The 23,026-nt window shown below is 39.1% G+C and carries 22 protein-coding genes; 8 read left to right on the top strand and 14 right to left on the bottom strand.

What is annotated here, in order from left to right:
• Positions 1–78: 78 nt before the first annotated feature.
• Positions 79–2,481, bottom strand: coding sequence for a penicillin acylase family protein (locus tag IHV09_RS01425; RefSeq protein ID WP_197263440.1), 2,403 nt, complete (start codon positions 2,479–2,481; stop codon positions 79–81).
• A 201-nt stretch (positions 2,482–2,682) separates the two neighbouring features.
• Between IHV09_RS01425 and IHV09_RS01420 the strand changes: the two genes are divergently transcribed.
• Entirely contained in the window at positions 2,683–2,871 is a 189-nt protein-coding gene (locus IHV09_RS01420; protein WP_197126987.1) for a hypothetical protein, read from the top strand.
• Between the two features lie 295 nt (positions 2,872–3,166).
• Here IHV09_RS01420 and IHV09_RS01415 read toward each other — a convergent pair whose 3' ends face one another.
• Positions 3,167–3,796 carry a hypothetical protein gene (locus tag IHV09_RS01415; RefSeq protein WP_231618097.1) on the bottom strand — a complete coding sequence of 210 codons (630 nt, stop codon included), beginning with the start codon at positions 3,794–3,796 and terminating at the stop codon, positions 3,167–3,169.
• Between the two features lie 411 nt (positions 3,797–4,207).
• Between IHV09_RS01415 and IHV09_RS22295 the strand changes: the two genes are divergently transcribed.
• Complete coding sequence (locus IHV09_RS22295) at positions 4,208–4,297, top strand: putative holin-like toxin (protein ID WP_222122228.1); 90 nt, start codon at positions 4,208–4,210, stop codon at positions 4,295–4,297.
• 184 nt (positions 4,298–4,481) lie between these two features.
• Here IHV09_RS22295 and IHV09_RS01410 read toward each other — a convergent pair whose 3' ends face one another.
• Positions 4,482–6,626, bottom strand: a complete 2,145-nt coding sequence (locus IHV09_RS01410; protein ID WP_197263439.1) for an ATP-dependent Clp protease ATP-binding subunit — start codon at positions 6,624–6,626, stop codon at positions 4,482–4,484.
• Positions 6,627–6,876: 250 nt separating this feature from the next.
• On the bottom strand, positions 6,877–7,446 hold the full coding sequence (locus IHV09_RS01405; RefSeq protein WP_197263438.1) for a BsuPI-related putative proteinase inhibitor: 570 nt from the start codon (positions 7,444–7,446) through the stop codon (positions 6,877–6,879).
• A gap of 124 nt (positions 7,447–7,570) precedes the next feature.
• Here IHV09_RS01405 and IHV09_RS01400 point away from each other — a divergent pair, with 124 nt between their 5' ends.
• The 3 genes from IHV09_RS01400 (at position 7,571) to IHV09_RS01390 (ending at position 9,552) form a co-directional block, all read left to right on the top strand.
• Complete coding sequence (locus tag IHV09_RS01400) at positions 7,571–8,941, top strand: FAD-binding oxidoreductase (protein ID WP_197190905.1); 1,371 nt, start codon at positions 7,571–7,573, stop codon at positions 8,939–8,941.
• A 63-nt stretch (positions 8,942–9,004) separates the two neighbouring features.
• A complete protein-coding gene (locus IHV09_RS01395; RefSeq protein WP_137790415.1) occupies positions 9,005–9,325 on the top strand; it encodes a YbjQ family protein in 321 nt (106 codons plus the stop codon).
• A complete protein-coding gene (locus IHV09_RS01390) occupies positions 9,322–9,552 on the top strand; it encodes a hypothetical protein (RefSeq protein ID WP_197190742.1) in 231 nt (76 codons plus the stop codon). The genes IHV09_RS01395 and IHV09_RS01390 overlap by 4 nt, the downstream gene beginning before the upstream one ends.
• Positions 9,553–9,787: 235 nt before the next feature.
• On the opposite strand, the gene IHV09_RS01385 is transcribed toward IHV09_RS01390, so the two are convergent.
• The 10 genes from IHV09_RS01385 to IHV09_RS01340 all read right to left on the bottom strand — a co-directional run bounded on the left by IHV09_RS01385 (position 9,788) and on the right by IHV09_RS01340 (position 21,316).
• On the bottom strand, positions 9,788–11,476 hold the full coding sequence (locus IHV09_RS01385) for a methyl-accepting chemotaxis protein (protein WP_197263437.1): 1,689 nt from the start codon (positions 11,474–11,476) through the stop codon (positions 9,788–9,790).
• A gap of 10 nt (positions 11,477–11,486) precedes the next feature.
• Positions 11,487–11,927: a chemotaxis protein CheW gene (locus IHV09_RS01380; RefSeq protein WP_197126982.1), complete on the bottom strand. Its 441-nt coding sequence runs from the start codon at positions 11,925–11,927 to the stop codon at positions 11,487–11,489.
• Between the two features lie 155 nt (positions 11,928–12,082).
• Positions 12,083–12,526 carry a helix-turn-helix transcriptional regulator gene (locus tag IHV09_RS01375; RefSeq protein ID WP_197190744.1) on the bottom strand — a complete coding sequence of 148 codons (444 nt, stop codon included), beginning with the start codon at positions 12,524–12,526 and terminating at the stop codon, positions 12,083–12,085.
• Between the two features lie 76 nt (positions 12,527–12,602).
• Positions 12,603–12,851: a hypothetical protein gene (locus tag IHV09_RS01370; RefSeq protein WP_197263436.1), complete on the bottom strand. Its 249-nt coding sequence runs from the start codon at positions 12,849–12,851 to the stop codon at positions 12,603–12,605.
• Positions 12,852–12,904: 53 nt separating this feature from the next.
• Positions 12,905–14,749 carry a PAS domain-containing sensor histidine kinase gene (locus IHV09_RS01365; RefSeq protein WP_197263435.1) on the bottom strand — a complete coding sequence of 615 codons (1,845 nt, stop codon included), beginning with the start codon at positions 14,747–14,749 and terminating at the stop codon, positions 12,905–12,907.
• Positions 14,750–14,919: 170 nt separating this feature from the next.
• Positions 14,920–15,198: an HU family DNA-binding protein gene (locus IHV09_RS01360; protein ID WP_066236049.1), complete on the bottom strand. Its 279-nt coding sequence runs from the start codon at positions 15,196–15,198 to the stop codon at positions 14,920–14,922.
• Between the two features lie 131 nt (positions 15,199–15,329).
• On the bottom strand, positions 15,330–16,100 hold the full coding sequence (locus IHV09_RS01355) for an SDR family NAD(P)-dependent oxidoreductase (protein WP_197126978.1): 771 nt from the start codon (positions 16,098–16,100) through the stop codon (positions 15,330–15,332).
• Between the two features lie 18 nt (positions 16,101–16,118).
• The gene (locus tag IHV09_RS01350; RefSeq protein ID WP_197263434.1) at positions 16,119–17,024 is read right to left on the bottom strand and encodes a hypothetical protein; all 906 of its coding nucleotides are present in this window, start codon (positions 17,022–17,024) and stop codon (positions 16,119–16,121) included.
• Between the two features lie 186 nt (positions 17,025–17,210).
• Positions 17,211–20,003: a DEAD/DEAH box helicase gene (locus IHV09_RS01345; protein ID WP_197263433.1), complete on the bottom strand. Its 2,793-nt coding sequence runs from the start codon at positions 20,001–20,003 to the stop codon at positions 17,211–17,213.
• Positions 20,000–21,316 (bottom strand): hypothetical protein, encoded by a 1,317-nt coding sequence (locus IHV09_RS01340; protein WP_197126975.1) that lies wholly within the window; start codon positions 21,314–21,316, stop codon positions 20,000–20,002. The genes IHV09_RS01345 and IHV09_RS01340 overlap by 4 nt, the downstream gene beginning before the upstream one ends.
• Positions 21,317–21,630: 314 nt before the next feature.
• Between IHV09_RS01340 and IHV09_RS01335 the strand changes: the two genes are divergently transcribed.
• The 3 genes from IHV09_RS01335 to IHV09_RS22750 all read left to right on the top strand — a co-directional run bounded on the left by IHV09_RS01335 (position 21,631) and on the right by IHV09_RS22750 (position 22,986).
• Positions 21,631–21,795 carry an aspartyl-phosphate phosphatase Spo0E family protein gene (locus tag IHV09_RS01335; protein ID WP_197126974.1) on the top strand — a complete coding sequence of 55 codons (165 nt, stop codon included), beginning with the start codon at positions 21,631–21,633 and terminating at the stop codon, positions 21,793–21,795.
• Between the two features lie 220 nt (positions 21,796–22,015).
• Positions 22,016–22,174 (top strand): aspartyl-phosphate phosphatase Spo0E family protein, encoded by a 159-nt coding sequence (locus tag IHV09_RS01330; protein ID WP_137790428.1) that lies wholly within the window; start codon positions 22,016–22,018, stop codon positions 22,172–22,174.
• A gap of 224 nt (positions 22,175–22,398) precedes the next feature.
• Positions 22,399–22,986 carry a 3D domain-containing protein gene (locus tag IHV09_RS22750; protein ID WP_197126973.1) on the top strand — a complete coding sequence of 196 codons (588 nt, stop codon included), beginning with the start codon at positions 22,399–22,401 and terminating at the stop codon, positions 22,984–22,986.
• The last annotated feature ends 40 nt before the right edge of the window (positions 22,987–23,026 follow it).

Here is a 23,026-nt window from a genome sequence, read left to right as displayed (position 1 = left end):
ACCTCCCAGCTTGTTTTTGCCTTCTCTACACCATATGTCCAACCTGTTATTTTGACAGAGACAAGAGTCTATCGGTTTTTATTTTTCTCCAAATGGTCGCAAAACGAGATGTTGATTTTCTGGCCATTCTTTCTTAATTAATGCTGTTTCGTGATACTTGCCAGTGGCCCAATCTTCCACTTGATCACTGTACCATGGACTCAGAACATGACCCGATTGACCTGGTCCGACCACGTGATACGACCTTGACGTATCAGACATATCAATCACTGAGCGCCAAGCTCCACCATGCGTGATGCTTCCAGTTTCACGATCCCATCCGGCTACACCCACTGTCACTCTACTCCCACCCATACTTTGTTTATCCGGATTAAATAACAGATCTAAAGGTTTAATTGCAGCAAGAGGGTGTTCAAATGTTAAGGTATGGAAATCTCCCCATTCCCACTTTGATGAATCATCACCAAATTTTTCTGTTAAAAAGGTCATCATCGATTCAAAAGATCGTTGGGTGACTTTTTCTAATCCACCATTCTCTTTGATCCAAGGTCCGGGTTCTCCAGAGTTCGCTTTTCTTATCAGTTCGTCCACTACTTGTTCTCTACCGTCAAACATTTTAAGCATCTCTTCACTGATTTCATCCTTAAACAACTCATCACTAAAATGGCTCATCCAGATATGAAAGATTAATGGAGCTGCACTTTCCTTGCTGTCCGATCTATTCCAATTTTTCAGAAGTGCTAAAACATCTTGTTCCTTATCGTTCAGCGGCTTTTTCATAACTTGTTGCAAAAAAATAGGTAACATTTCTTCTGCTTGCTTGTTTTTTTGATCGAACTGCAGAGATTGCATGTCTTTTGCCGTAAGTTTTTCTTTCCCTTGAAGTACTTCTACGATTCGTTGTTGTCTATATGGTTGAGCAAATGTATCTGAAATATGGTAAGGATACGAATCAGCAGTTACTTTATTGTTGGCTGTCGCAATATATCCTTTTTCAGGATTAACGCTTGTTGGCAGTTCATCCCATGGGATGTACCCTTCCCATTCATATTGGTCGGTCCATCCAGGAACAGGAATTGACGTATAGTCTTGTTTACGAATGGGTATCAAACCGTTTGCTTTATAAGCAATCGTTCCATCTGTACTAGCAAATACAAAATTCTGCGCCGGTGTATGAAATGATTCCAGTGCTTTTTCGAACTGATTCCAATTTTTAGAGCGGTTCATCATAATTACAGCTTCGAGCTCCTTTGAAGGTTGAAGAGCTGTCCATTTTAATGAAAGGGCTGTACCTGGTTTATCATGATGTGCAAATTCTGAAATTACAGGTCCATGCCTCGTGATAAGTACCTCGTGATCCACATCCATTTTATCCTTAACTTTAATTCTTTCTTTAACCACTTCAGCTTTTTCCCAGTTTGCTAAGTATTGAAATTCATAAGCATTCTTCGGGTTTCTCTTTTCTACGTATAGTTCCTGAACATCTGGTCCTACGTTCGTAACACCCCATGCGATCGTTTTGTTATGGCCCACAATGATACCTGGAATTCCTGCAAATATTACACCAGAAACTTCATAATCCGGAGCTTTCAGATGAGCTTGATACCAAATAGAAGGAGTACCAAGCGAAAGGTGTGGATCGTTGGCAAGAAGCGGTTTTCCAGATTTCGTTTTACTGCCCGCAACTACCCAGTTATTACTACCATTATGATGGTTTGGAATAACCGATCCTGCGAAACTTTTTTCAAAATCAATTCCTTCTGTCTGTAGATCTTCTATTATCGTTGGTGCATCCTCCGGATATCCTGGAAATAAGTCCAGAGCTTTTTCTTTTGAGAACGTTTCCGTTAGATAATATCGAAAGGCTTGACCTTCCCAATGTCCACCAAGGTCAAAAGCCATGTATTTACCGATCACGAGCGAATCAACCGGCGTCCATCTCTCCGGCTCATATCCAACGAGCAAAAATTCGATGGGTAGTGTGTTATCTTTCTTCGCTTGGTTCATATAAGCGTTCACACCATCTGCATACCATGAGAGATATCGTTTCATTTCTGGAGAGTATTCATCATAAGAAGCTTCTGCTGCTCTTCTCAAACCAAGTGTTCTAAAAAACTTATCACGGGTAAGTGTCTTTTCCCCAATAACCTCACTGAGCATTCCCGATGCTTGCCTTCTGCTCAAATCCATTTGAAACAACCTGTCTTGAGCCGTTACAAAGCCCTGAGCCATAAATAGGTCCTTCATTGAGGTCGCTTCAATATGAGGAACACCGTCTCTATCTCTGTAAACATCTACCGTTGCATCTAGTCCGTTTAGAGAAATTGATCCATTAATTATGGGTTTACTTTTTTGAAGCAAAAAATAGGCAGTCCCTGCTGCGGCTGCTAATATGACAACGATAGCAATTCCGATGATAAGTAAACCTTTTTTCCAAGATAATCGTTTAACAGACTTTTTTTTCTGAAGCGTACTCTCCACCTATAGACCCCCTGCCACTACAATCTTCCTAATTACATTCTATAATGTGACGGATTTCCCCTGTAAAAAATTGAGAAAAGTAAATGGATTGAAAAACCTCCATACTTTTCGCCTAATTTCTCTAAATAAAGACAGGATTCTCAGAAAAATGTCGAATATTTCAACAAGCAGTTTATGACATAAAAGATAAGGAGAATTAAGATGGCTAAAATTGTAGTGGATTTCCAACTTAGTCATGGTGAGGAAAAAATTACTGAAGGCAACATCGTGATTGTTAATATCTATCCAAGCAAAGCCAATCTCCACGAACAAGTGAAAAAATTAATCGCAGAACAATTTAACTGCCCTGCTGGAATCATCTCTATTAAGCAAATAAAAATGAATGCATAAGTTAATAAAAAAGGTAAATTACATCAGGATTGCTTGTCTGCCCAAGGGAAAGTGAACAGTCCCGAACGTAAATGAACTACTTCCAAAAACAACTAAAGGCCAACCTTTTGGAAAGAGCCATAAAAAAAAGAGGTGCTTCGCTAAAGGAAGCACCTCTATATGTATAGGGGACTTTATTATCTCATCGATTTTTAAATCAAGTAAGTTCCATTAGACGTATACCGCTAGGCCTATGTTCAACCCTTTAATCGGTAAATTAGCCGGTGGTTGGACAAGTTATCTAGCTTTTGTCATGCTAAAAATACGTCTTAATGATATTTTCAATCTCTTCATCCTTCATTCGACCTGCAATTCCAGGGGTTTGAGCAAAATATTTTACCGCTTCACCGCAAGATAGACCTATCTGACTAAGCCCTTTTGCGATCGTAATAAGATAAGTTGCTGGCGGGGGATTCAAATCCTGTTCATGCATATCAAGATTGCAAGTGAATGTAACCATCGGATATCCTTGGTCCTCGCCTAAATAGACCATTCGACTATACCAGCCTTGGCCAAAGTGAATATATCCTTTTTTGATGACTTCCTCCAGGTCAGCCTCTATTTCATCACAGCTGTTTTCTTGGGCTGTAACATCTAAAAACTGCTCAACAGTGACCAAATACTTTCTCCCAAACGTCTCGTAAGCTTCATTTCTTTCATGGCCGATAAAGGCAACCCCACCTTCCCCCCACTTCGTTCGCTCTCTTGCAAAATACAGGGGATATGGCAGAACTGCTTTGCCGTTCTTCAGCGGCATGGCTGGGTTTCTGCAGCCTCTTTCCCGTTGAGTAGAACCTTCCGGCTGGTCGCCTAGAATATAACATAAAAAACGATGCTCCATTAAATTAGATCCATAACTGACATACCAAACATAAGATGTGTCCAACGATTAATCCTCCTTAAAATTTTCCTTGAATAATAGTCATGAACAATGTCATTTTTTTATACATTGATATACACAAGGGGGATGAAAAAAATGAAAAGAAAGTGTTTGCTCTTCGTATTTAGCTTATTTATATTTCTTTTCGTGATGTTCCTAGCTACACCTGTTATCTAAAATATTTTAAAATTAATTATTTCATAGGTCTTTTGGTTCACCCCAGTAAAAATAAAAAAAGAATTCGATTTTTGACCGAAAATGATATTGGTAAAATAATCCTATTGACCTAAATAGTGTTATTAGAAATAGTCTTTCCGATTCTTGTTTCATTTTTCAAATCGGGATAAAATGGTAAACATACAATACTTTTCCTTCTCTAGTTTCTGTACGAGTCTTACTCCTAATTTGCAAGGAGGGATGGGGATGACAGTATTTGAAGCGATGTCACTCATGATTGGTTTTTCAATGCTTGTTCTTACCATTATCCGCTCCAAAGATGATTCATAAAGACAGAGAGTTTTATTTTTTATTCATTCTGCCATGCAGATGCATGGCTTATTTTTTCGGATAAATTTATCTAAATGCTAGAATTACCCTTTCTATGAATTGTAAAACAAAAACCTTGCTGGAGATACTCTCCGAGCAAGGTTTTTAGTTTTAACTGTTTTTTCTTTATACAATCGTAGCTAGTCTATGCTTTCTTGACGACAATCTGCCCTTCTGAAACATTTACTGTTAACTTCTCGACGCTCTCGTCATCTAAAAGAACATCTGCAATTTTATCTTCGATGTGCTCTTGAATGATACGACGAAGTGGTCTTGCTCCGAAAGCTGGATGATACCCTAGTTTCGCAAGCTTCTGTTTTGCAGCAAAAGTAACTGAGATCGAGATGTTTTGCTCTTGGAGTTGAACAGAAAGATCTTGCAGCATCAAATCAACAATCTTCACAAGGTGTTCTTCTTTTAGAGACTGGAATTGAACGATGCTATCAAAACGGTTTAGAAACTCTGGTTTGAAGTAGCCACCTAAAGAGTCTAGAATCTGCGTTTCTTTTTCAACCTCTTCTGTATTAAACCCTAGTTTCTTTGTTTGTTTTACAGCTGAACCGGCATTACTTGTCATGATGATCACAGTATCCTTAAAGCTTACCGTACGTCCTTGGCTGTCGGTCAATCTACCGTCTTCCATGATCTGAAGAAACAAGTGCTGTACATCTGGATGAGCTTTTTCGATCTCATCGAGCAACAGTATGCTATATGGCTTACGGCGAATCTGTTCTGTTAGTTGTCCAGCCTCTTCATGTCCCACATATCCTGGAGGTGAACCGATCAACTTAGAAACTGCGTGTTTCTCCATATATTCACTCATGTCGAGACGAATCATGCTGTCTTCATCGCCAAAGATTTCTTTAGCTAATGTTTTCGTTAATTCTGTTTTACCTACACCCGTTGGTCCTACAAATAGGAAGGAACCGATCGGACGCTTTTTCGCTTTTAACCCTGCACGACTTCTGCGAATCGCTTTTGCTACCTTTTCCACCGCTTCATCTTGTCCGATTACTTGAGCTGAAAGTTTTGCAGCTAGCTCTTTCATCTTAGACTGTTCATCACTTTGCAGTTTACGAACTGGAATTCCTGTTTTTTGTTCAACGATATGTTGAATATCCTCTACTTGAACAATTGCTGCCTTTTTATCTTCTTCTTGTGTTTTAAGTTTCTCATCGAGTACTAATTCTTCTTGTCTAAGCTTAGCTGCGAGCTCATAATTTTCATCTGCAGCAGCTTTTTCTTTTTCTTTAACGAGTTCCTCCAAGCGCTCTTCAATTGAAGATTTCTCAATCGTAATATGTTGAAGATTGCTCTTAGAACCTGCTTCATCCATAAGGTCAATCGCTTTATCTGGCAAGAAGCGGTCTTGAATATAACGATGTGATAATGTAACACAAGCTTTTAAAGCTTCTTCTGTAAATTTAACTTGGTGATAGTCTTCATATCGTGAAGCAAGTCCTTTAAGGATCTCAAACGCTTCATCAGGTGTCGGTTCGTTAACGATCACTGGCTGAAAGCGGCGCTCTAGCGCTGCATCTTTTTCAATTTGACGATATTCTTTGAGTGTTGTAGCACCAACCATCTGAAGTTCACCACGAGCAAGTGCTGGTTTCAAAATGTTTCCTGCATCCATAGATCCTTCAGCAGAACCGGCTCCCACGATCTGATGCACCTCATCTACAAAGAGAATCACATTCTTAAGTTTTTGAAGTTCAGCAATAAGTTGTTTCATTCTTTCTTCAAACTGACCTCTTACGCCAGTATCTGCAACGAGTGAAGCAACATCTAACAAGTACACTTCTTTGTTCAGTAGCTTTGCTGGTACATTACCTTCTACAATTTTAGTAGCTAAGCCTTCAGCAATTGCTGTTTTACCTACACCTGGCTCCCCGATTAATACCGGGTTATTTTTTGTACGACGGTTCAATATTTCGATGACACGACGTACCTCTTGATCACGTCCGATTACGGGATCGATGATTCCTGCCTTTGCCGCATCTGTTAAGTTTCGGCCAAATTTATCTAGGAAGCCTCCGCCTCGTTTTCCTTTTTGTGTTTGTTGATGCTGATGACCGTTAGACTGATCTGCAAAAGCTTGTCCATTCATCATCTGTTGAAAAATATCATCGAAAGAAGAAAAGTTCATATTCATTCCTCCTCCAGTAGTCATTTCTTGTTTTACTTTATGGTAACAATCCGAGCAGAGCACAAATTGTTTCTTTTCTTTATTCATCGAAATACTCATTTGAATCGTAGCAGGATTAACTTCACATTGTTCACAACGCATAATTGTAACCCCCTATTTAGATTTTTAGAAAATTTGTATAAATTATTTGCGATTATAACGTTATGCTTTTCGTTTCGCAACTTTTTTGGTTAAGGTGTTTTGGTTTGATTGCTCAAAATTTGACTTTGACTTTCTTTGACCTTTCACCTTTAATCATATTATACTTTGACCTTTTTTGACTTTCAAGTATTTTGTTTGACTGTTAAAAATAACAAAAAGAGATGAGCTCTTAACTCATCTCTTCCCCAAATCAGTTCCAATTAAAAGTGATTTTTTGTCTGTAATCTTCTGTTTCTCCAGTTGGCGTTAACCACACTTCAAGTGTATATGAACCTGGCTCAAGATTATTCACTAAAATGTCTTGCGTAAAAACATCCGCTTGCTTCAACTTTAATGAAGTGAGAACCTGCATGAACATATGATTTTTAGAGTATTGATAAACAACTTTTCCATTCTTGTCTTTGATTACATAATCAAACTTTTGACTGGATGAAAATTGAAATACCTTCTCTTTTTCTGTTTGATTTTTTAACTCATACCGAAATAGGATACCTTTTGCGTTCTGCTGTTCTTGAACCTTGATTGTACCTTCAATATTTCCTGCAACGATACCGTTCTGACCATCTTGTCCAGATCGCTCTTCATTGCCATCCTTAGGACTTTGTTTCTTTTTATTATCTTCTTTACCATCACCTATCACCGGTTGCTCTCTCCCCTCGGATTGGTTTTGGCTGTCACTGTTCCCACAGCCTGTAGCGACTATCGAAATACATAATATGATCAGTATAACATGCCATTTGTTGATCCAACATTTTCTCATCATTCTTCACCTCACTTGTTAGTTTGGGCATATATACGGAATTTCATGTTTAAAAAGGATTTTTAGCTTACTTCATGTAAAATAGAAATAAACTTATACGTATAGGGAGTGTGTTTCTTTGGAAATGACAAAGTCAGATCTTTTGCTTGAGATGCAGAAAATAACTTCTGAAAAGCGTGCCACACAAAATGAAACGATTCTCTGGCAGCATAGCCACGATGAATCATATCACCACCCTGTTTCTCCCGATATAGTTGTATACCCTATATCAGCAGATGAAATTTCTTCTATACTAAAATTCGCAAATGAAAACAAAATTCCTGTTGTGCCTTACGGAGCAGGTTCCAGTCTTGAAGGTCACTGTATTCCCGTTAAAGGCGGCATCTCTATAAACTTTCAAGAAATGAATGAAGTGTTAGAGATTCGTCCTGATGACTTTCTAGTGAAAGTACAGCCTGGTGTTACACGCACCCAGCTAAACCTAGCACTAAAAAAATTCGGATTGTTCTTTCCCGTGGACCCTGGAGCTGATGCTACGATCGGTGGAATGGCAGCTACGAATGCAAGTGGAACAACCAGCGTAAAATATGGAATCATGCGTGACCAAGTAAGAAATCTCCAGGTAGTACTGGCTGATGGACAGGTTATTCAAACCGGCGGAATGGCCGCTAAATCGTCAGCGGGCTATCACTTGACCTCCATGTTTGTCGGTTCAGAAGGTACACTTGGGGTTTTTACTGAGATTACATTAAAAGTATACGGCATCCCTGAATCAGTTTTAGCAGCACGGTGCACATTTCCATCGGTTCAATCGGCGGTTGAAGCAGCTGGTGCGGTTCTTGGCTCTGGCACTGGTATCGCAAGGATGGAGCTGGTTGATGAACGCTCGATCGTTCAAGTGAACCACAATAGCGATACCTCGTATACAGAAGCTCCTACCTTATTTTTAGAGTTTCAAGGAAACCCTTCAAGCGTTTCATATGAAGCATCATTGACAAAAGAGTTGCTAGAGAGCTTTGGAGGTTTAGAATGGGTGGAGGAACGTGATTCTAAAGCGCGTGCTAAGCTTTGGGAAGCAAGACACAATCTAGCTTATGCATTTAAACACGGTTATCCCGGAAAATCGATGATGTTCACCGATGTTTGTCTTCCACTCTCTGAATTGTCCGGAGCAATCGTACATGCGAGAAAAACGATGGATGAGATTGGTGTACCAGGTGCCGTACTCGGTCATGTAGGGGATGGAAATTTTCATGCCATTTTGATGTATGATAGCTCAATTTTGGAAGAGCGTGAAAAAGCTGATACGGTGAATGCTAGTATAGTGGACTATGCTCTTCAAAAAGGTGGGACATGTACAGGCGAGCACGGCATTGGTATCGGAAAAGCAAAATATTTGGCTAAGGAACATGCTGATACTCTTCCCATCATGTTAGCTATAAAAAAACAATTGGATCCAAACGACATTTTAAACCCAGGTAAGATCATATTATAGAAATGAAACGAAGAGCTTGTATGATTCGTATAGGAGTAATAACCAAAGAGGGGGCGTTATATCATGATCGTCGTTACAACAGAGAACATAAAAGGCTATGAAGTGAAGGAAGTAAAAGGTTCTGCTTTCGGAGTTGTTGTGCGTGCTCGCGGAATCGGCGGCGACATCATGGCAGGACTGCGAGGAATCATGGGCGGTGAGATAAAAGAGTATACGAGCATGCTTGAAGATGCCCGTAAACAAGCAGTTGATCGCATGGTAAAGAATGCCACTGAGATGGGTGGCAACGCGATCATCATGATGCGCTTTGATTCTGGAGAGATGGGCAATAACATGAGCGAGATTGTTGCTTATGGCACTGTTGTCGTCATTGAAAAACAATGAACATCGTAAACATCCTTATCGGTTGGCAGGTTCTGTCTATCTTTTTCTTAATTGTCTTAGGCATCATCTCTTGGCTTTATTTTGATAAGCGTTATAAAAAGAATGAAACAAAAGTACCCTCAGGCTATATTTGGACAGATGAAATCTCTATCGATCCTACTTCTGGAAAAAGAGAACGCGTCTATTATAATCCGGAAACCGGCGATCGGTTTTATAAAGAAGAATAGATTATTTCGTTTATTTAAGCAGCACTTTTTGAAGAGCTGCTTTTTTGTTGTGTTATTTTAATTGATGAGATTATTACATCTTTTACGGTACGTGATTTTATTAACTGTTAAGCGTTCTCCGCTAAATTCTCTCGGACCACCTGCAAACCACTATTTATCACCTGTAACCGCTCAATGAAGCAGAAAAAAGCCACCCATTCAAGCTGGGCGGCTTTCACTAAACTTCTTTTCATTTCTACACTTTAAATTTATTAATCGCTTCATTCATCTCTTCTGCTAGCTGTGAAAGCGCGTTCGATGAAGATGAGATCTCCTCCATGCTAGCTAGCTGTTCTTCTGCAGAAGCCGAAACTTCTTGCGTTGACGAAGCTGCTGTTTCTGCCATCGACGAGATCACATCGATCGAGCCGACAACATGTTCAGTACTTGCTGTCATCTGCTCTGTAGCGGCTGAGATATCGCTCACTTGGCCAGAAACCTCTGCAACTGTTTCGTACAAACTTTTAAAGGCTTCTCCCGATTGATAGACGAGTTCTCTACCGTCATTCACTTCTATCGCACCGTTCTTCATAGCGGCAACGGCTTTTTCAGTTAGTTCCTGAATGCTAGTGATCAGTTGACCGATCTGAGATGCAGATGCTGAAGATTGCTCTGCTAACTTTCGTACTTCATCAGCAACTACAGCAAAACCTCTCCCTTGTTCACCTGCACGTGCTGCCTCGATTGCTGCATTCAGTGCTAGCAAGTTTGTCTGACCGGCAATATCCGTGATCACATCAACAATATTCGTAATTTCTTGTGACTGCTCACCAAGATCTTTCACAACCTGAGAAGTGCTATCCATAGAAGTATGAATCGCATCCATCTGGCCGATCGTTTTTTGAATCGTATCATTGCCACCCTCTGCTACTTGCATAGAACGAGCTGATGCTTCAGACATGTTCTGCATACTAACTGCGATCTGTTGAATGCCAGCAGAAAGCTGGTTCATGGCTTCAACAATATCATCAACCGTTCGTACTTGTTCTTGAGATCCGCCTGCCACCTCACCTATCGTTGTCGCGATCTGTTCTGTTGCCATACTCGTTTGCTCAGCTGAAGCCGTTAATTCTTCAGAAGATGCTGCCACCTGTTCTGCTGTGGCTCTTACTTGCCTGATTAAGGCGGCAAGGTTTGTACCCATATGGTTGATGCCATCTGCGAGCATACCAATTTCATCTTTATTTTTTACAGAGATCGGATCCATCGTCAGATCACCGTCTGCGATGTCATTAAGCATGTTGGACATTCTCACTACCGGTCTAGAGATCATGAGCGAGATCGTGTAACCGATTGCAAGTGCAGCCACAACAATAACGATTCCTAAAATTGTGATTAAATAGACAACGAATTTCTCTTCGTCAGCAACGACTACCCTGCCTTCAGCCATTAAGTTTGCTTGTCTTTTCCCCATCTCTTCTGTAACAGCTCTCATATCTCTTCCTAGTGGAAAAAGAGTGCTTTTCGCATATTCATTTGCAGCTTCCATGTTACTCATTGAATTTTGCAGTACCCGGTCTGATTCAGTTTTGTAATCATTGTTCAAATAATAAATCTTCTCAAGTCTGTCTTTATCCGCCTTAACTTGAACCAGTTTCATCGTTTCATTCACGAGTGCATTAATCCTTTGATTTGCGTCGGTCAACTTTTGTTTGCTTTCGGTCGACTGCTCAAGCAAGTACTCGCGGACACTATTGTTTTGCACGGTCGCTTGAAGCTCAATCTCTTTAGCATTGTTATAGATTACCGTTCTTCTGTCTAATAGTTCACTGTATGTATGTTGCATATCTTTTAGAAAGTAAAAGAAAACACCGCAAGTTGCGGCAAAAAGAACGGCAATCGTTAAAAAAGATCCTACTAGCTTTTTTCTCAACGTTAGTTTCATACGTCACCTCTTATACATTTCTGTTTCTAAAAATAACCGGACAATTTAGCACAATGATTAAATGATCATCCTGCTTAGAGACACCTTTTATTAACGAGTCCTCTTTTGAACGAAAACTTCCTGGTGATTGTATGGAATCCGCTTCAATATCAATTACATCAGTAGCGGCTTCAGTTAGAAGTCCTAAGAAGCTTTCTTCATTCTGTAAAATAACAATTCTAGTCTGATCTGTAATTTCAGTTTTTCCTTTGCCGATCAGCTGTCCAAAATCAATGATCGGAATAACGTTCCCTCTTAGATGTATGATTCCTAATACGTCTGAAGGCGTCTCTGGCATGGGTGTGATCTCTAGAACGCGCTCAATCGAAGCCACATGTTCGATCGGCAGCCCATATTGTTCAACACCCGCTGTAATTACAACAATTTTTAACGTTTGAGTGCTAAGCGACATCTCACTTGCTCCTTTTCTAGGTATTTCTTCATTAAACAATAGTCATGAGTTCTCACTCTTTTATCGGTTACGAAATTCAATTGTTTTAGTTATACAGATGCATAATTAAAAAAACACCTAGACACAACGGTCAAGGTGTTTCCACAATTGGTCGATCATATTTCTTTTAACCTCTTTTTAGCTTCTTCTTCTTCAAACGAACTAAAAACGCGATAATCATTTTGATTAAGAATTCGGAAATGCTGACTGATTACATTCTGCTGAAGCCGGTAGCCTTTATGTGACTCTATTTCTTTCCACCACACATGTCCACCCCAAGTTTTTTCTTTCGGTACCGCTACATACTCATGAACGACTAGTTCCATAACATCGAGCGGATTTCCACCAAGGGCATTGTTAAGAATGTCAGAATTACGAAAAAGTGCACACATAGCAACGATTACAGTCCAGCTCGCTTTGATTCTTTCTTTTTCGATCTGCACTAACGTTTTCTTTGAAATACCTAATATATCGGCCATCTTGTCTTGTGTATATCCAAGTTCCGTCCGTACAAGCTTGATCTTGCCTGTTAACAAGTCAACAATTTCGTCTTGCGTCATAATAAGAAATTCTCCTTTTATCCTTTTAGGAACATTTTACACAAAAAAACTCCTTTCAACAAAATTGAAAGGAGCATCAGCTATACGTATATGGTTCCCAATGAGCTAGATCATAGAGTCCAGAATTAATCCGGATACTCTCCGCCTCCAATAATGACAGCAATTCATTTGGAAGCTCACTGTGATGATTGACAAGGTTCATCTCATCGTTTGGAGATGAGATCAGAACCGTGAACAATTTCTTATTTTCCATGTTCATCCCATGCACATGAATATAATTTAAATCTTTCACGCGATACACAAAAAAGATACGATATTTATTCATCTTTCCCACACTCCCTTAGAAACAGTGTGGTCGGATTTCACATACATTAAACCTTATTTTGATGAAGACGGTGCAGTCGGAAGTTCGATTTCCACCTTCGTTCCCTCGTTTTCAACGGAAGAAAATTGTATCGCTCCACCGTGCTCTTCAATAATCTTAAAGCAAACCATCAAGCCTAACCCCGTACCCTTTTCCTTTGTTGTATAAAACGGTTCTCCAAGGGTTTTCAAACGTTCCGCTGGAATACCACAACCCTGATCTTTTAGCTCGAGAAGAACAGAATCGTTGCGAGTTCCGATCTTAATATGAATCTCTCCGTCTTTATCCATACTTTCAATCGCATTCTTTAATAGATTGATGAAAAGCTGTTTAAGTTGATTTTCCACACCATATACAAGTGGAATGTTATCCGAGATATTTACCCAGATTTGTATGTTTTTCATGATCGCTTGCGTTTCTAACAATCTTACAACACTATAGATCAGTTCTTGAATGTTCGTATGCTCAAAGCTCACTGCCTGAGGTTTAGCAACAAGCATGAGTTCCCCGACAATATCGTTGATTCGATTCAGCTCTGACTCCATGATTCTAAGATATTCTAATCGAATCACATCGTCTGCATCCGATAATAGTTTCGTAAATCCTTTTAATGAAGTTAGCGGGTTCCGAATCTCATGCGCCACTCCTGCAGCAAGCTTACCCAAAACAGACAGCTTCTCCGATTTCAACATAAGTTCTTCTGTCTGTTTTGCTTTCGTAACGTCTCTAGCAAAGGTTACTAGACTCTCAACATGTCCGTCTTTTGTCATAACCGGTACACCACGTGCCTCTAATAAGATCCAATCACCATTCTTATGAAGCAACCTGAACTCTGTTTGAAACGGTTCTTTTTTCACAAGTGCTCTCATGAATTGATCAGAGAGGCTCTGTATATCTTCTGGATGAACCATTTCAAGGATAGCACCTTTAATCTCACCATCTTCATAGCCAAGAACCGGTAAATGTGAAGGAGATACATATTGAATAATACCGGATGGATCAATCACAGTAATCAGATCTGTAGAATGTTCTGCGATCAAACGATATTTCGCCTCACTTTCCCGTAGAGCACGCTCTACCTTTTTCTGTGAAGTAATATCACGATATACGATTACGAACCCCATAATTTTTCCGTCCATGTCACATATATTTGAAAAAGATGCAGATACATCAAAAACGGTTCCGTCTTTGTGTATACGCTGTGTTTCATGAAGCGGAACCGATTGCCCCTGTTTTAAGAGATCAATGATCTCCTTTGATTCACCTTGTAGATGTTCAGGTGTAATAACGGGATAGTCGTCATTATCCTCTGAGAAATCTTCTTCGGCCCAACCGAACATCTGATTGAATGCATCATTTACCTTAATAACTTCTTGTCTCGTATTGATGATGAGAATGGCATCTGTCGTTCCTTTTAAAACCGATTCTAATAAATCTAGAGCCACACTCAACTCTTCTTCCTTCTGCTTATGAGGAGTTATATCACGCCCTGTAATGACTAATACTTGAGGTTTACCATCACTCGTAAATGTCGGTTGCTTAATGAGCTCTAGCATTACTTTACGACCGCTCTTCATGAGAATCTTTTCAGCTGTTTTTATTGGCTTTCTTGTTTCCCAAGCTCTCTTATCAGAAAGGCTACATCTTTCAATTGCTTCATATGAAAGTCTTGTATCTAGTTCCTCAAGACTTTTTCCTTTATATTCATCGTGGTTGATTCCATAAATATTAAGAGCAAACCGGTTCGCTTCTGCCCAAGTTCCATCCGGATATCTTAAACAAACAAATTCAGGCAGGACATCAATCATTTCTTTTAAAGTGGCAACTGCAGGTAATTCGTCCTGGCTCAATACTTTCATCATATCCACCCTTTTTTACTAAAACTTTCTTAACGTCTATAAATTAAATAAAAGGGTCAATTTTCCTTTATTTTTTTTAGAGTTTCGCACGTCAAATTCGTTTATTTTTCGCCTAAATATGACAAAAAGACGCTTCCCTTGTGGAAAGCGTCTCTTGTATATGCTGACGATTAAACGGCTTTTACCGCTTCTTTTAGCGATTTACCGGGCTTGAAAGCTGGCACATTGCTTGCTTGAATCATGATCTCTTCACCAGTAAGAGGATTGCGACCTTTTCTTGCGTTACGGTTTCTTGTTTCAAATGTTCCGAAACCAATAAGCTGTACGCTTTCTCCGTTTTTCAAAGCATCTGTAATCGCATCTAGCACTGCATCAACGGCAAGCGCTGATTCCTTTTTGTTCATACTCGTTGCATTTCGAACTGCATCTACTAAATCCATCTTTTTCATTATGAGTTGCTCCTTTCAAACATTAAATGAACTGCTTGTGTAGCAACATTATTAACGAAAAAGATAGGTTTCATACAGAAAGATACAAAATTCCGAAAAATATTTATATAGTTTAATAATTCGTTTTCGAATTAGAACCCTTGAATGGTCATACCACCATCAACAAATAGTGTTTGGCCGTTCACGTAATCAGCTGCTTCACTAGCTAAAAATACCGCTGGTCCCACAAGGTCCGGTAGTTCTCCTACTCTCTTTTGTGGAGTAACAGCGAGTATGTCTTGTAGATATTTTTCGTCGGCTAGTAGTTTCTCTGTTAATGGTGTCTTAAAATACCAAGGACCGATGCTGTTCACATTAATTCCGTACTGTCCCCACTCAAGAGCTAAGTTCTTTGTCATCTGTATGATCGCAGCTTTTGTAGAGGCATAGACTACACCTGTACGAAGAGCGACATGTCCTGCAACAGAAGAAATAGTAATTACCTTACCCCCGCCGGCTTGTTTCATCCGTTCCCCAGCTTGTTGCGAGAACCAAAAAGCTGATCGAAGGTTCGTATGCATGATGATATCCCATTCTTCATCAGAGACATCTAAAGCTTTTGAGCGGATATTCATTCCGGCATTGTTGACAAGAATATTTACGCTGATCCCCTTTGCGTCTAGCGTTTCAAAAATTCCAATAACTTGTTCCTTATTCGTAACATCAGCTTCAAAAAGATACGCTTTCGTTCCAGCACGTTCAATCAACTGTGCTGTCTTTTCCAGATCAGATTGGGTTCTAGATACAATCACGACATCCGCTCCGGCTTCTGCATATCCAATCGCTATCGCCTGTCCGATTCCTCTTCCAGCACCAGTTACGAGTGCTGTTTTGCCTTTAAGTGAAAATGACGGTAAATACACGTATACGACCTCCTCTATTTAGTTAAAAAGTTCGGGGGAAATGATGAAGTAACGTTCTTGGTTTGTCTCATAAGTATTCATCGTATGAATGCTAATTTGGTAAGTAGGTATATCCATATCGTCTTCCATTTCAGAATCGTCCTCACGTACAACTAGATCAGTAATTTTTTTAATACCTGAATTCTCTATGTTCCACAAAGAGCTGTCCACACTATCAAACTGTACTTGTTCAAAGTTTGTGAAGCTCAAATAATAGGAATCACCTTTTGGAACCATCTGTTTTAATCCATGCAGATCGAGCGCTTTAAAGTAAATGTGAGGTGAAGAGATATAGTTTTGACGATTTACCATCTGGAGTTCTGCATCCTGAATTTGAGTACTAATTTGATATTTGCCATCGTGTAAAGTGACCCATGCATTCATATCTCGACCGTCTCTATAATAAGAAGCTTCATAGTTAAACTGCTGAATCTTTCCTTTCTTATTAAAAATGAGCGACAGGTTATTGATAGCAAGCTCTCCTTCTGCATGCAGCGCTTTCTTTACCTTCTCATACTCTTTATTTAATTTCATTTCGTATGCATTTGTTAGAGCATTAACTCGGAACACTTCTTCATAATAAGCAGCTACCGAGTAGTTCATAATTAAGCTTGATGCAAAAGATAACACTCCTAGAGAAGCAGCCCACTTTTTAGCATCTTTATTTATGATGATCTTAGGAAGGAAAAAGAGCAGGAAGATCGCCAGTCCCACTGGTAGTACCCAAGATTCAATACGAAACGTAAACGTACCTAATAAAAAGTAACCAATCAGTTTCCACCCGATCTTTGATTCTTCGCGGTCTGCCTTCTTCGTATAAATGAGTATCAATAATACAAGAAAAATGACTGAGATGCCCCAAGCTAGTAACGACTCCATTCGCATCGTTCTCCCCCTAATTTTTGGATAATAATATAAGTTTATCAAAAAATTTGTGAAAAAGACGCTGCTATCCAATAGAAATCGAAAACAACAAAATACAACTTGCTCATAAGCTGTTTCGTAACATTGAACAACTCAATCATCATGTACAGCCCACTAAAAAAGCACAGCTATTCGGCTGTGCTTTACTTACGATTCTACCCACTCTTTTCTCAGCGTAAATAGATCTTTTAATTCGTCAGTTGATAATTCTGTAATCCAATTCTCACTCTGAATCACTTTTTCTGAGAGTTCTTTCTTACTCTCAAGCATCATGTCAATCTTCTCTTCTAATGTGCCAAGCGTAATCATCTTATGCACCGTCACGAATTTTTTCTGTCCGATACGATGAGCACGATCTGTTGCTTGATTCTCAACAGCTGGATTCCACCATCTATCATAATGAATAACGTGATTTGCTTCGGTCAAGTTGAGTCCTGTTCCACCAGCTTTTAGAGATAAGATAAAAATAGGATGCTCTCCATCTTGAAAGCTTTCTATCATTTGGTCGCGTTTTTGCTTGCTTAGACTGCCATGCAGAAAGAGTACTGTTCGTCCGAATTTTTTCTCCACATACTTCTTTATCAGTTCACCCATAAAAATAAATTGAGTAAAGATCAGACACTTCTCATCCTTTTCAAGAATAGCATCGATCAATTCAATCGTCTTAGCGAATTTTACAGATTGATCTTCAAGTTTGCCTAGCTTGTCATTCTTTGTGTAGAGAGCTGGATGATCGCAAATCTGTTTCAGTTTTCCTAACATCGCGAGTAATAGTCCACGCCTTTGCATCCCTGTTACCTTTTCCAACTGCTCAAATGTATCTTGAACAAGTCTTTCATATAGAGAAGCTTGTTCTTTTGATAACGGACAATATTCTTTGATCTCTTGTTTCTCAGGCAGGTTGAGCTGAACAGCAGGATCCATTTTCGTACGACGTAGCAGGAATGGTTGAACAAGCTGTTTTAATTGCTGTAAACGCAACGTATCATTATCTTTCTCCACTGGCACTACAAACTTTTTCTGAAACGATGGTTCGCTTCCTAAATATCCTGGGTTCAAAAAATCGAAAATAGCCCACAGTTCAAGAAGTCTGTTTTCTACAGGTGTTCCCGTTAACGCGATCTTGTGGCGTCCGTTAAGTCTGCGAATACTTCTTGACTGTTTTGTATAGCTGTTCTTAATGTTCTGTGCCTCATCAAGCACGATTGCTTCCCAATATGTTTCACCCATCTCACTAAAATCAAGCTGGCAAGTCGTGTAAGAAGTAATAACAACATCAAATTTTTTGTGCCACTCAGCAAAATGATCCCCCTTCTTACGGTTCCCCCCGTAATGAAGACCTACGGATAAAGTAGGTGAAAAATTTTGAAGCTCTTTTTGCCAGTTGCCAATTACAGAGGTAGGGCATACAAGTAAAAATGTACCTTCATGTTTTTCTTTTTCTTTCACCTTTAAGAAGTAGTCAATGGTCTGGACTGTTTTACCCAACCCCATATCATCAGCTAAACAACCACCAAGGCCGAATTCCCGGAGAAAATACATCCAAGAACTTCCTGTCTTCTGATAATCTCTTAATGTTCCGATTAAGTTTTCTGCTTTAGGCTCAATCGGCAGTGTTTTGATCTCTGTCAGCTGATCCATCCATGCGTTTAACGGTTCATCCCACTCAATGTCGAGCATCGGTCCGTCAGACTCTATTCCTAGAAGACCATCTTCAGCAGGGTTGGTCTCCATATTTAGAAGATGTTGTTCTAGTACGTCCTTTAACTGAATTCCTGTACGATCCACATTCTTTATAAGATGACGCACTTGTTTCATCCACTCAGGATCTACTCTGTACCATTGGCCGTTTCTTCGCACGAGCCTCCTGCTTCCATCAACCAGCTTTCGAAATTCTTCTTCCGTAAGCTCTTCATCGCCCGTTGACATTCGCCAATCGAACTGCATAATCGCATTTAATCCCAAGAACGAAGGTGCTCCACCAGATTGCTGCGATTTTGTTTTGATCTTTGCCTTTACTTTTGGTTGAAGTTCTTGAACGGTTTTCCACCATGCTGGAAGAACAACGGTAAGTCCAATCTGTCTTAACAGATCGCTTTTGAGTGTTAAAAAATCCCAAGCTTCTTTTTCTGTTATTTCATTTCGGATTTCTTTTCTCGCATTTGGTTTTAACCAAGAGATTAATTTTGTCACGAGCTCTATATCAGACTCTAACATCTCTTTGAAAGGTTTCCATTCCTCTGGAAGAAGGGTACTTTTTCCGAGATACGGCACAGCTATCCCATCTTCTTTTTCTTGAAGAATGACATCTAGCTTCCATACATCTTCAATAGCTTCACCATCATTTGCAGGTTCAGACAGTTCAAATATGATATCAAAGGGCTTTGGATCTTTTCTCCAGCCGATCTTAATCAGCCATTCCTCTTCACTTAAATGATTCAAGGCGGATATGATCTGTCGAGGTATACCCTTCATGCGTTCTCTATTAAAATTTGAAGGCATGTATGTGTTGCCGTCATGTGGCAATGTTGAGAGAGCTTCGTTCACCCAGGCGGATTCAATTCTCTCTCCATCCGTTCTCCATGCCCATGATCCTGTCTTCCATGCTTCATAGTCAGGAGTAACCTTTTCTTTCTGCATCAAACGGAAGACATCGTTAGCCTCTTTTACAAAAGTCCAAGAATCATCTTCCCAATTGTTTTTCGTTAGAAAGAATTCGGGATATCGATTAAAAAGATCAAAAGCTTCCCCCGCATCTAAATAAACATTCTGGTCATCATCAACTTCTAGCATCGTCCCATAAAATGAAGGCTTATGCCATGTAAATAAAAGAGGTTTCCAGTCGTTTACATGCACTCTTTTCGAATGTTTAGTGGCCCATAAAACCATGTTGCCATGAAGCCATTTCGCGTGTAGCAAAAGATTGCTTGTATCGATCATGAAATAAACTTTCCTTTCCTTAGCTCTTCCTGAAAGGCTCTAAGCCGTCCATAAACAGTAGCAATACGATTGATATACTGTGAAAAACGTTCTTCTTCACCAAGATCAAAATATAAGGATCGAAGTGTTTTTAAATGTTTAATAGCGGACTGATAAGATTTTCTTGTCCTCTCATTAATCAGCCTGTCAATCGCTTGGTGATAGATCGGCAGTGCGGATTCTTTTTGAAAGGACACCACCTCTTTTAAATCCTTTCTTTGAATCAACTCTGGTGAATAGCCCATGATCACTTGCAGTTCTACCCATCTTTCATGCTCACCGATCACCATCAAATACTCCCCGTATTCATAGAACGTGATAGGTAAGAATTCAATCAGCATCTCTTCATACTGATCCTCGTCACCTGTGTGTTGAGCGTACTTCCAAAAATAGCTTAAGTATTCATGAAAAAACTCACGAGATTCAGAATGGTAATAGTACGTACCAACACCTTCTAGGAAATATGGCTTTAGATCAAGCAGCCACAACAAGAGTCGATCCCATTCTTGTTTGTCTACCAATAATTTCATCCAAACAAGATAATGAACCATATCTACTTTCTTCTCACACTGTGTTAACCGTTTAAAAGCTAGTTGTTCATTTCCACTAGCAAAAGCAAAATGAACAAGAGCTAGTTCAAGCATTTGAGATGTTTTGCCACTCTCTTTTTCTTCTAAAAGCTGTTTTTCATATTTAGTAACCCAAGCCTGCTCAATATAGAGTAACGACCAGCTGATCTGAAATAGATAAAAGAGAAGATGTCCCCACTTAGGAGGGATCTCATAAAGACTCTGAAAGTTTCTTAAGCTCTCTTCCAAAAGCTTTTTATTCTCATTTAGTAACTTTTGGCTGTCGATCTGTTTTAAAGTTATATACATTTGATCACTTAGTTTCTCAACAGTCGCATCAAAATTGGACTGCATATATGTAGCTACACCATATTGACCTTCAAACGAAAACAATCGAATCAGCGTTTCGATCTGTACGTGATATTTGTATAATAATGCTATATCTTCGTCAAAGAACTGCCCTGCATTTAAGAGCGCAGGATAATAATCGCGATAGATATGAACAAACGTATAACTCGTATCTTTTCCATCAACGAGATCTCGAAAGGAGACGGTTTGCAGTTTACGTCTCTCGAAAGTTTCAAACCGTTCTGAAAAATACTCTCGCCATAGTTGAACAGAATGTGTGTTTTGAACTTTTTGCTCAGGCGTTTCATAATGAACTTGAGTTTCGCCCTTATCTTTATGCTCTTCAGTTGGTTTCATTCCGTCTCCCCCCTTTCTTTTTATTACCAATTATAGCAAAATACATCTATACTCATTCATGTATATCATATCTATTTTAAAGGAAACCGTTGAAATTGACCAAAGATACACATTTAACGCCTAAAACAATTCCAATTTTTACCGATAATATGAATAGAAGTGTCTGATATCGGCTTTTAGAAACAATCAACACAAGACAAAATTTTAGAGAAAAGAGTACAGAATTCTATGAAGTTAGGTCTACCTTTAATGATATGCTTGTCGATCGCAATAGAGACTCCTTCTTCTTTACAACTGGAAAGGAAGAACCACTTATGATAGAAAAAAATATTCAAGAACGAATCCGTTTATTAAGAGAAGAATTATATCGAATTTCAAACCAACTAAACTATGAATTAACACACCCCAAATTGGTCACGATCAGCCAACAGCTCGATCAACTATTGAACCAGTACTCTAAATTTGAACAGAAAGTATAAAAACGGCTGTTTGTTAGGTCGTTTTTTTATTTCAACGTAACCTTCTACTTTTTCAACTAAAACACTACTTTCCCTCTCGAACTTAATTCGACATTCCTTCCCTTCAATATTGTAGTTTTTTGTAACATTATCACTATTTTAGCCGAAACCCTTTTTCTTTTTGTAAATTTATTGCATATTAAGTGAAGATAAAATCTCTCATGAAAGTTGTGAATAGAACATGTTATTGCAATTAATTGAGGAAAAACGTGAAGTATTGTTATGTCTGGGCAAAACATATGGTTTAACCGCTAAAGAAACAGTGATCTGCAGTCAGGAATTAGATCAGTTATTGAATCGCTTAGATGATTTTATTAGCGAACCTAGCGACAACTCGTAATTTTTGTCTATTTCCTGGGAAATTTGTCGTTTGAGAGAGAATGATTATCAACTTAAACGAACCTACATAATCATTATCTATTAAATTCCATAATTACCTATTATTATATGAAAATAGTAATGTAATCTCTTTGTTATCTTCTCCTAATGAGTTTGTTACATTCGATTAGTATAATTGGCAACCGAGGCGTATTTAACCAATTATACATATTAGGAGGAGTTATCATGATAAAAAAATGGGTAATTACAGGGGCTCTAGCATTCGGATTGCTCGTTTCTGCTCCCGTTAGTGGATTTGCAGCAATGGGGGATCACACTCTCCGACCGGGTACTTGGGACAATGACGTATATGAACTTCAAGGAAAATTAAAAGCGCTAGGATTCTATGATTTCGCTGTAACAACAGGCTATTATGGTCCCGTTACTAAACAAGCCGTAACAGATTATCAACGAGCTAAAAGCTTATCCGTAGACGGTATTGCTGGACCTCAAACGTTTAACAGCATTCAAAATAACGTTACAAAAAAGAGTATGACTGTTGCTTCGACTGCTTATACGGCAAGTTGTGAAGGCTGCAGCGGTACAACTTTCAATGGTACAAATCTAAAAGAAATTCCTTATGCAAAAGTAATCGCTGTTGATCCAAATGTTATTCCTATCGGATCTGTTGTTTATGTTCCTGGCTATGGATATGCTGTAGCTGATGATACCGGTGGTGGAATCAATGGTAAAGAAATCGATGTATTTATGAAAAACTATTCTGATGCCATTAATTGGGGAAGAAAAAGCATAAATATTACAATTTTAAATTAATGAGATGAGGTAAATGTACCTCATTTCTCCTTCGCTCACA

This window comes from Fictibacillus sp. 23RED33 (genome assembly GCF_015903925.1).
In the GTDB taxonomy this organism is placed as follows: Bacteria; Bacillota; Bacilli; order Bacillales; family Fictibacillaceae; genus Fictibacillus; species Fictibacillus phosphorivorans.
Note: the sequence above shows the minus strand (reverse complement) of the source record. Positions and strands in the feature narration are given on the sequence as shown.

What these genes read in the sequence shown, in the direction of transcription:
- IHV09_RS01350 (WP_197263434.1), bottom strand. Translation starts at nt 17,024, where the DNA reads ATGCGAATGGAGTCGTTACTAGCTTGGGGCATCTCAGTCATTTTTCTT.
- IHV09_RS01405 (WP_197263438.1), bottom strand. Translation starts at nt 7,446, where the DNA reads ATGAGAAAATGTTGGATCAACAAATGGCATGTTATACTGATCATATTA.
- IHV09_RS01330 (WP_137790428.1), top strand. Translation starts at nt 22,016, where the DNA reads ATGTTATTGCAATTAATTGAGGAAAAACGTGAAGTATTGTTATGTCTG.
- IHV09_RS01365 (WP_197263435.1), bottom strand. Translation starts at nt 14,749, where the DNA reads ATGAAAGTATTGAGCCAGGACGAATTACCTGCAGTTGCCACTTTAAAA.
- IHV09_RS01335 (WP_197126974.1), top strand. Translation starts at nt 21,631, where the DNA reads ATGATAGAAAAAAATATTCAAGAACGAATCCGTTTATTAAGAGAAGAA.
- IHV09_RS01340 (WP_197126975.1), bottom strand. Translation starts at nt 21,316, where the DNA reads ATGAAACCAACTGAAGAGCATAAAGATAAGGGCGAAACTCAAGTTCAT.
- IHV09_RS01410 (WP_197263439.1), bottom strand. Translation starts at nt 6,626, where the DNA reads ATGCGTTGTGAACAATGTGAAGTTAATCCTGCTACGATTCAAATGAGT.
- IHV09_RS01400 (WP_197190905.1), top strand. Translation starts at nt 7,571, where the DNA reads ATGACAAAGTCAGATCTTTTGCTTGAGATGCAGAAAATAACTTCTGAA.
- IHV09_RS01345 (WP_197263433.1), bottom strand. Translation starts at nt 20,003, where the DNA reads ATGATCGATACAAGCAATCTTTTGCTACACGCGAAATGGCTTCATGGC.
- IHV09_RS01395 (WP_137790415.1), top strand. Translation starts at nt 9,005, where the DNA reads ATGATCGTCGTTACAACAGAGAACATAAAAGGCTATGAAGTGAAGGAA.
- IHV09_RS01385 (WP_197263437.1), bottom strand. Translation starts at nt 11,476, where the DNA reads ATGAAACTAACGTTGAGAAAAAAGCTAGTAGGATCTTTTTTAACGATT.
- IHV09_RS01380 (WP_197126982.1), bottom strand. Translation starts at nt 11,927, where the DNA reads ATGTCGCTTAGCACTCAAACGTTAAAAATTGTTGTAATTACAGCGGGT.
- IHV09_RS01370 (WP_197263436.1), bottom strand. Translation starts at nt 12,851, where the DNA reads ATGAATAAATATCGTATCTTTTTTGTGTATCGCGTGAAAGATTTAAAT.
- IHV09_RS01375 (WP_197190744.1), bottom strand. Translation starts at nt 12,526, where the DNA reads ATGACGCAAGACGAAATTGTTGACTTGTTAACAGGCAAGATCAAGCTT.
- IHV09_RS22750 (WP_197126973.1), top strand. Translation starts at nt 22,399, where the DNA reads ATGATAAAAAAATGGGTAATTACAGGGGCTCTAGCATTCGGATTGCTC.
- IHV09_RS01360 (WP_066236049.1), bottom strand. Translation starts at nt 15,198, where the DNA reads ATGAAAAAGATGGATTTAGTAGATGCAGTTCGAAATGCAACGAGTATG.
- IHV09_RS22295 (WP_222122228.1), top strand. Translation starts at nt 4,208, where the DNA reads ATGGGGATGACAGTATTTGAAGCGATGTCACTCATGATTGGTTTTTCA.
- IHV09_RS01390 (WP_197190742.1), top strand. Translation starts at nt 9,322, where the DNA reads ATGAACATCGTAAACATCCTTATCGGTTGGCAGGTTCTGTCTATCTTT.
- IHV09_RS01420 (WP_197126987.1), top strand. Translation starts at nt 2,683, where the DNA reads ATGGCTAAAATTGTAGTGGATTTCCAACTTAGTCATGGTGAGGAAAAA.